The sequence below is a fragment of the Micromonospora sp. NPDC049529 genome, assembly GCF_055586685.1.
Genome location: NZ_JBVJHT010000034.1, coordinates 41206 through 49230, shown reverse-complemented (window position 1 = coordinate 49230; position 8025 = coordinate 41206). Strand labels below are relative to the sequence as shown.

The 8025-nt window shown below is 66.8% G+C and carries 5 protein-coding genes; 1 reads left to right on the top strand and 4 read right to left on the bottom strand.

Annotation, left to right across the window (positions count from 1 at the left end; translation table 11 throughout):
• Positions 1-168: 168 nt before the first annotated feature.
• Both ACZ6QQ_RS36010 and ACZ6QQ_RS36005 read right to left on the bottom strand, forming a co-directional pair.
• Positions 169-408, bottom strand: coding sequence for a hypothetical protein (locus ACZ6QQ_RS36010; protein ID WP_465882462.1), 240 nt, complete (start codon positions 406-408; stop codon positions 169-171).
• A 3139-nt stretch (positions 409-3547) separates the two neighbouring features.
• Positions 3548-5566, bottom strand: coding sequence for a pentapeptide repeat-containing protein (locus tag ACZ6QQ_RS36005; RefSeq protein ID WP_465882460.1), 2019 nt, complete (start codon positions 5564-5566; stop codon positions 3548-3550).
• A 426-nt stretch (positions 5567-5992) separates the two neighbouring features.
• On the opposite strand from ACZ6QQ_RS36005, the gene ACZ6QQ_RS36000 reads away from it, so the two are divergent.
• Positions 5993-7312 (top strand): hypothetical protein, encoded by a 1320-nt coding sequence (locus ACZ6QQ_RS36000; protein ID WP_465882459.1) that lies wholly within the window; start codon positions 5993-5995, stop codon positions 7310-7312.
• 14 nt (positions 7313-7326) lie between these two features.
• Here the strand turns inward: ACZ6QQ_RS36000 and ACZ6QQ_RS35995 are convergent, their stop codons facing one another.
• Together ACZ6QQ_RS35995 and ACZ6QQ_RS35990 are read right to left on the bottom strand one after the other, a co-directional pair.
• Positions 7327-7500 carry a hypothetical protein gene (locus ACZ6QQ_RS35995; protein WP_465882458.1) on the bottom strand — a complete coding sequence of 58 codons (174 nt, stop codon included), beginning with the start codon at positions 7498-7500 and terminating at the stop codon, positions 7327-7329.
• A gap of 47 nt (positions 7501-7547) precedes the next feature.
• The gene (locus ACZ6QQ_RS35990; RefSeq protein WP_465882456.1) at positions 7548-7898 is read right to left on the bottom strand and encodes a hypothetical protein; all 351 of its coding nucleotides are present in this window, start codon (positions 7896-7898) and stop codon (positions 7548-7550) included.
• Positions 7899-8025: the final 127 nt, after the last annotated feature.

Sequence of the window (8025 nt, the reverse complement as noted above, 5' to 3'; positions counted from 1 at the left end):
TCCCGCGCTGCGATGCCACCACAGGCGGAATCCCCTGTTCCGCTTATGCTGCCCAAAACCACCAACCCCCCCCCCCCTCCTCCCCCCCCCCCCCCCCCCCCCCCCCCCCCCTCTCCCCTCCCCCCTCCCCCCCCCCCCCCCCCCCCCCCCCCCGCCCAGTACTCCGGGCTACGCCTGGTTCGGCGGCCGAGGGCCACCGACTCCGATGGCGAACTCGATCCGACCCAGGAGGTAGGCGGCGATCACCGACGCCAGGACGCCCACCGTGGTCGCCGCGAAGAGCGAGGTAGGTAGGTCGTAGCCCCGGTCGAGCAGGTCGGTGAAGACCGCCGCCAAGGCCACGATGGTGGACACGAAGGCCGTCGTCCTCGCGGTGAGGACGAGCGGGGATACACCGGAGACACTCATCTCCGTCACTCCGTTTCTCCCGGCGGAGCCGGGCGTCGTGCGTCGGGCGGGCCCGGTCTTCCGGAGTCCCGGTGGTACCTCTGGAGCCGGGGAAACCCCGGCTCCAGATCTTGGGAAAAGACGCCGGGTAACCAGCCCTGCGTCGCAACTCTCAGTGTGTCACAAGCGCTCGGAAATCCACTTCCGGGCGCCGGGTGACCCGTTCCAGGATCAGGTCGAAATGGAATAAGAGGACACTGCGGACGCGTTTCCGAGACACGTTGAAACGGTCAGCGCGTACGGAGAGAGCTGCCCGTTTCGGCGCTCGACGTCTGCGGGTCATGACGGAACAGCCTGAAACAATAATTCAAGATCGTCGATAGTAATGTCAGACACCCGCCTTGCTACTTACACAGGGCGTTCCGGCGCTCACGCGGCAGTCCTACACAGCGATGATCAACAGCCTGCGGTCATCGCGCTAAGCTCACCATGAAATGGCGAAAAGGCCCACCGCTGGTTAGACGGCGAGCCTCTTCATTCTCCCGGGATACCCGCCCGACGCATGACAAACGAAGAAATTCCGGGAAGCATATGGTCCCGCGAGACTTCCTGTCCCTCAGAACATTTGTTGAACCTGCAGTACCGCTCTATCTATCGCTACCTGCCCCGACCCCAAACCTAAGGACGGGCCCTTCTGCCACACACAAAGAATCCCCCCAATCAGCCCAAGTTGATCGAGTCGATCTGGGCCAGGGGGCGGATCCGCTGTCGGAGTTCTTCCATCCAGGGCAGGCGAGTCAGCCAAAGGACAGGTCAGGTGCCAAGCCTGCAGCAGCGCTCACAACGAACCATCAGCAACTCCAGTGGTTGACGGACCGAGGCGAGGATCGGAAGGAGTCGCAGCATCGCGGTGCTGGAGGACACCCACCGCATCACGCGCTCGCCGCGCCCTGGATCGCGCCAGGCACTCATGGAAAGAGCTCGTGCCTCCTGGCAACCGAGGCAAAACACCTCGCGGCACTACGAGCCTTTGGCTGCCCGGCCCAGACGAACGTGGCCTACTCCTCAATGGCCCGAACCTTCGGGCTTGCCAGCCACCCGCACTCGGCATCCTGCCGGGCCCTGTCGATCCCCGCGCCGGTGTCCTCGTCATTAGAAGCCCCCGTAGGCTCGCAGAACGTACCCTCGCGTCCCGATTCTCCCTTGAGTGGAATACCTCATAGCCAGGATAGGCCCTTGCTTGGGACAGCGAATCACACGAATGGATGGACCACGTGAGCTGATCGGCGCTAGCGGGGACCGTCTGGTTCCTGCGCAGAGGCGAGCACAGTGCGAGCCAACGCTGTGTCCCCGCCTGCCATATAGCCACTCGGGTGCCGGGCTTGGCCGGGCTCCACCACCGACTGCGGTGATCCCGATCAGGCTCGCTAAACAACTTCAGCAGCGTGGACGTCTTTCCCTCGCCTGAAATGCTCGAAGTCAAATCCACAAGCAGCGCAAGGGGCACCCGTCCCGCTGCTGGCCGGCGCTCATAACACGGTGCGTGGTCGTGGCCGTTCGCAACAGTGTCCGATGAAATGCTCGAAGTCAAATCCACGAACAGCACAAGGGGCACCTGTCCCGCTGCTGGCCGGCGCTCATGACACGGTGCGTGGTCGTGGCCGTTCGCAACCGTGTCCGACGGGAAGTACGCACCGACCCAGCGGTCGGTTGTTGCAAGCCGCAATCGCCCGTCCATACTCGTCCACGCCAGCAGCTGCGCTGAACGACACCTTTGGCAGGGATTAGTCGCGCACCCGTGAAGCGATGACTCAAGCACAAAAAACCTCAACCAGCACTGCAGATCAGAGGCACAACTTCCCGAGGCTAGCTGCGGCCGAGGCCATGCACCAGGGGAGTTGTAGCGCGTGACTGTGCGCCAGTGATCACGGCCCGACATTCCTGGAGCTTGCCTCGCATGCCAGGCAGCAGCAATACGCCTGGCTAGCAAGAACGGAGGGCTCTCGCCTGCGCCCGGGGTATCGATCAAGGCTACCTTCAACGCTGGGAGGGAAATCGTGAGGGCATCCAGGATGGGTCCGTCTCGCCTAACAGCAGGCTGCGAGGACAGCAACGCGCGGCCACGGGCTGGCACGTGAGATCGCTCGGCAGCCATGATTACGTCCCTTCCTGCTCGCGAAGCTGTGTTGGAACTCGCGAAGCTGTGTTGGAACAGGGTCAGATTCCGTTGTCGGGTCGGTTCAGATCATTCGGTTCCCTGACCGACAGATCTGCTCTTCGGATCCCAGCGTCGCCCAAGAGGAAGGGAGATGCAAGCGCAAACGAGAGAATCAGCAAAGCTGAAACACCCTGAAACGGACCAAGCGCTGACCTGCAGCTTTGGGGAGGTTGACGCAGAACGGCGGAACGTGGAACATCCTGAAACAGGACGGAACGTTCTTACCCGAACAGCCCAAGCAATCAAACCTCCCCCACTCATCTGGATCAGCATGTCATCAGGAGATTGATCTACCAATCATTGGGACGAGCAGCCGTCCAAGACGGCGTCCACAAAATGGAATATGAATTATATGGCTCAATTTAATTGAACATGCCACCTTCCAATTCTCTGGCCTTGGACGCCGCTGCTGGCGCTCACTCGTGATCCTGCGGACGACACCAAGTCAACGCATAGCAGCGAGCCTCGTGCCTAGTGGCCACCCGCCTGCTGTTCCCGGGGTCAGCCCGAAGCTGACCCGGATAAGCCCACTCCGGGCTGTCTTCGTGTCCGAGGTTGTGCCCAGCCAACGAACGCCGCGGCTGCCAGCACCCCCGAGCATGACAATGTCCGGTCGATGCTGGGCGGGGTGCGGCTCGTCCAGGCTCTGGCGCTGGCCACCCGACATCCGCCACCGGCACGGCTGGTGCCACTTCCAACTCTGTCGCGGGTGGACAACCGTAGCCGGCGCTGCCACCCGAATCCGGATCGGTCGGACCTCACACCCCGACAACGCCGGCTGGCGACAAGAGTCCTTGTGGGCGGCCGGGGTCAGAACGGGTGGTTCGTCGACCAGCTCGACGTCGCCCCCCCTTCAGGGACTTGACCAACCCCATAGGGGACACCCCCCGCCACAGCGCCGAAGGCCCGGCCGCGTGGCTCCGGTTCGCCGAGACAGGACACTCACGATTTCAGTCCCTCGACTTCGGGAGATCCCTCGCTCGTCGAAGGAGAGGCAGCCTGGTCAGGATCCTTAATCAGCCTCTGGGCCCCGTCGAGTCGCCATCCCTCGGGCCACGCCTGCCCCCTACCAGGATCGAACGTCGCCCCGCCGAACCAGGCGACGTCGCTGAACGTCGCCTCGTCGAACCTGGCGTCGCCGCTGAACGTCGCCTCGTCGAACCTGGCGTCGTCGCTGAACGTCGCCTCGTCGAACCTGGCGTCGCCGCTGAACGTCGCCTCGTCGAACCAGGCGACGCCGCTGAACGTCGCCTCGCCGAACCAGGCGACGCCGCTGAACATCGCCCCGCGGAACCCGGCGCCACCGCTGAACATCGCCTCGCCGAACCAGGCGTCGTCGCTGAACATCGCCCCGCGGAACCCGGCGCCACCGCTGAACATCGCCCCGCGGAACCCGGCGCCACCGCTGAACATCGCCCCGCCGAACCTGGCGTCGCCGCTGAACGTCGCCTCGCTGAACCAGGCGACGCCGCTGAACGTCGCCTCGCCGAACCAGGCGACGCCGCTGAACGTCGCCCCGCGGAACTCGGCGTCGTCGCTGAACGTCGCCCCGTCGAACCTGGCGTCGTCGCTGAACGTCGCCTCGCTGAACCAGGCGTCGTCGCTGAACGTCGCCCCGCGGAACTCGGCGTCGCCGCTGAACGTCGCCCCGCGGAACTCGGCGTCGCCGCTGAACGTCGCCCCGCGGAACTCGGCGACGCCGCTGAACGTCGCCCCGTCGAACCCGGCGACGCCGCTGAACATCGCCCCGCCAAACCCGGCGACGCCGCTGAACGTCGCCCCGTCGAACCCGGCGACGCCGCTGAACATCGCCCCGCCAAACCCGGCGACGCCGCTGAACATCGCCCCGTCGAACCCGGCGACGCCGCTGAACATCGCCCCGCCAAACCCGGCGACGCCGCTGAACATCGCCCCGCCAAACCCGGCGACGCCGCTGAAGGTGGTGTTTTGGAAGGTCGCCTGGTGGAGCATGCAGTCGTTGAAGTTGGCGTCGATGAGGGTGGCTTCGGTGAGATCGAGCGTGATCCGGTGGCCCCAGTAGGCGGGGTTCGGTGTCCCGTCTGGGCTGGTGGGCCTGAGGTGGCGGGCGAGGATGCGTTGGGCGGCGAGGCGGACCTGGCGTTCCTCGCGCGGGTCGGTGGTGGCCTTGCTGGACTTGTCCACGGCTGCCGCTTGATCGCCGGGGGGTGCGAGTTCGTCCGTGCCGCGCGTAGCGGGCTGCGCGTCCGGGTCGTCTAAGGCAGGGGGCGCCTGGTCATCGGGCGGTGTGTAGGGCATGCGCAGGTAGGCGCAGATGACCTCGGTGATGCTCTGTCGGTGTGCCGGGTTGTCCTGGGCGAGGCGTTCGAGGGCGTAGAGGCCGGCGAGGCGGACCGGGGCCTTGTCCGAGCCGAGTTGGTCGGCGGCCTTCACGTACAGCTCAGTGACCCGCTTCTCGCCGGCGTCGTACTCGGTGGCCTGCTGGGTCCGCTCGGCCACCTGCTGCCGGCGCAACGCGAGTACCAGGGCGAGCGCGGCGGCCACCCCGGCTCCGATTGACAGTCCGGTGCGGATTGTCTCCACCCGTAGCTGGGCTCGCTCGACCGCCGCGCCGCCGGCCGGTACACCCATCTGTAGCCACCAGACCGCTCCCCAGGTGACCAGCGCGACCAGCAGCGCGCCGGCCGAGATCGTCCAGGTGGGAATCGGCCGCAGCGACCGGTCCGGTGGCTGCGGCGCCGCCGACGGCGGTTCGACCGGGCCTCGCCGGCGTCGTACCAGCGCCACGGCCGCACGCCACCCCGCTGGACCGCCAACTCCCAGGCAGACCAGGCTCACCACGGTCAGCACCAGCAGCGGCCAGTTCGCCACCACGGTGTCCCACCGAGCCGTCCACCACGACCCCGGAACCCGACTCAACACGATGGCAACCAGACCCAGCCCGCCGACCATTGCGAGCACCAACCGCAGATGCTTCGTCACAGCGGGCAAGCATGCCCCATCCCCGCAACCAGCCGTACGCCGTGGTCACTGGGGGGGCCGGCTGACCGGGAGGGGGTCCGGTCACCGCGCCTGGCGCCGCGGTTGGTAGGCCGGACGGCGGCGGCGTGCCCGTCGCACTGCTGGTGCGACGAAGAGAGCTGCCAGGGCGACAAGAATGGCGGCGGTTTGCCAACGCGAGCCCCGAGGAAGCATCTGCAATAGTCCTCTCACGTGTCGTAACTGAGCGGGTGCTCCGCGTTGATCTGGCGGCCAAACCGAGCAACGCGGAGCAACCCTGACCGAGCGCACAGTCAACGCCGGCCAAGTGAACTCTCACCGATGAACCACGTGTCGGGAAAGAGCGCACGGCGAATTCCCGACATCTGGCGTTGTCGGGTTCCCCCGGCCATCAAGGACGACGACGGCATGAGCACCGGTCCCGACGACAACCCCTCGCGTAGACGCTCCAGGAAGACCCCCGAGGACAAGATCCGCCAGCGATGCGCAAGCCCTGACGCTGCGGAGTACACGCTGTACGCACGGCGCCTGGTCGACACCCACTTCGGGCCGTACGGGCAGGCCGAGGTGCTGCGAGTCGCCACGAAACGCGGGATCCTGCCGGTCGGGGTCGATCGGAGATCGCTGTCCGAACAGCTCGGTGGCCGCTACCGCAGCGGCCCGCGCTGGGACACCACCGAGATGATCATCGGCTGTCTGCCCGATGGCTGCGACGACGCCGGCATCCGGGCCCAGGCCGCCGGGTTCTACCGACACGCGTACGGACAGACACCACCGGGCTACCTCGGCCTGATCACCCCGCCGCCGGGCACACCGGCCCTCCCCGAGGTGCCGGAAACCTCGCCCGTGCTCTCCCACCTCCAAGCAAGAGTCGCGCGACTCAAGCAGGAACGGCACGAGGACCACATCCGTCTGCTGGAAGCCCTGAACCTCGCTGAGCGTGGCCGACTGGAGCAGTCGCAACGCGCCGACGAGTTGGAGAAGCAGTTCCACACCACACGCGAGGAACTGTTGAGGGTCAGGGCGGAGGCCGTCGAAACCACGACCGTCCGTGAGGAGTACGCCCGCCAAGCGGCGGCTCTCGAACTGATCACCGCCCCGGAGCTGCGCACGCAGCCGATCCTCGACCTGCCCGCGCTGCCACACCGGCGTGTGCGTCTCGGCTACCTCGCCCACGCCATCGCCACGCAGGCACCACCACCACGCCGCGCCTTGGCCCGCTACCTGTGCACCTACGCCGAGTTCACCGCCCTGACCCCGGCGGAGCTGGCGACCAGGGCGGATATCGAACCCACCGTCGTCCAGGACATCCTCACCGCCCGCCAGGTCCCCGACGACCGGCACGTCGCCCCCCTCGTCAAGGTGCTGCGCGCTGACCCCGACACCCTGTGGCATCTCATCGCCGCGGCCCGGACCATCTCCTCGCTCGACGCCTCGTTCTGGCAGCTCGCGCAGACACTGGCCGAGACCGACTCGGACGTCCCAGCGGTGCAGACGGAGACTGTCGGACTCGACTCCGACAACTCGGTAACGATCTCCGACACCACCCCGACACCACCCACGGTGTCGCCGGGGGTTGTCGGACCCGACTCCGACAACCCGGTAACGATCTCCGACACCCCGCCGACACCACCGAGGCTGTATCACTCTCTGGTCTTTGCCCTGGCAGGCACAGTTGCGGTCCTTCTCGCCACGCTGCTGATCGTGCTGATCATGTTCGACCGGTAGGTACAGAAGGGGATCTACGCGTTGCGGGCGTGTTTGGCCCGCTTGAGCGCACCACGCCAGAGCCGCTCCTGCGCCGCAGCATCCGGTGCGGCCACCGCGCCGCCGGCGTCGGCCAGGGCGTCGCGGCCCCACCCGGTACCTCTCGGCGGTCGTCCTAGTGGCGGCGTCACGGCGATTTTCGCGGTCATAGTGCTGGCAGTGATGATCGGGGAGGCGTGTGGGTCGCGCTGGTTGATCAGTCGCCGTCGAAGTGCGGGCACAGGTCACGCTGCTCGTATCCACCAGGAATGTCGGCGCCGACCGCAGCCCAGAACGGACGCGAGTCACGGAGGTGGCCACCGAGGGTGTGCCACGCCAGGCCGGGGTACTCCGTGCGGAGCGCCGCCAGCCCCGCCGACGCGAGCCCACACCGCTCGTACTGCGGCAGGGTGAACGGCTGCTCGACCCAACCCAGACGGCAGCGCCGGCAGATCATGTAGTCAACGGCGAACGCGAACTCGTCACCGAGGTTCGCCGCCCGCTGGCGCCAGCCGGCCCGCTCCCCCGAGATGGTGTCCTGCCACGGCGTGGCCAGTTGAGGCACCACGGGCCAACCGGTGCGTCGACCAAGTCGTCCTCTAGTGATCCAGAGAAGGGTCTTCCGCCAAGGATCCCGTCCGGATGCCCGCCCGACCTGGTGCGTCAGCCCCGCCAGATGCCTTGCCCGGCTGGTG

Excerpts from the sequence above, each read along its gene's own strand:
- ACZ6QQ_RS35995 (WP_465882458.1), bottom strand. The coding sequence starts at position 7,500 with ATGACCGCGAAAATCGCCGTGACGCCGCCACTAGGACGACCGCCGAGA.
- ACZ6QQ_RS36010 (WP_465882462.1), bottom strand. The coding sequence starts at position 408 with ATGAGTGTCTCCGGTGTATCCCCGCTCGTCCTCACCGCGAGGACGACG.
- ACZ6QQ_RS36000 (WP_465882459.1), top strand. The coding sequence starts at position 5,993 with ATGAGCACCGGTCCCGACGACAACCCCTCGCGTAGACGCTCCAGGAAG.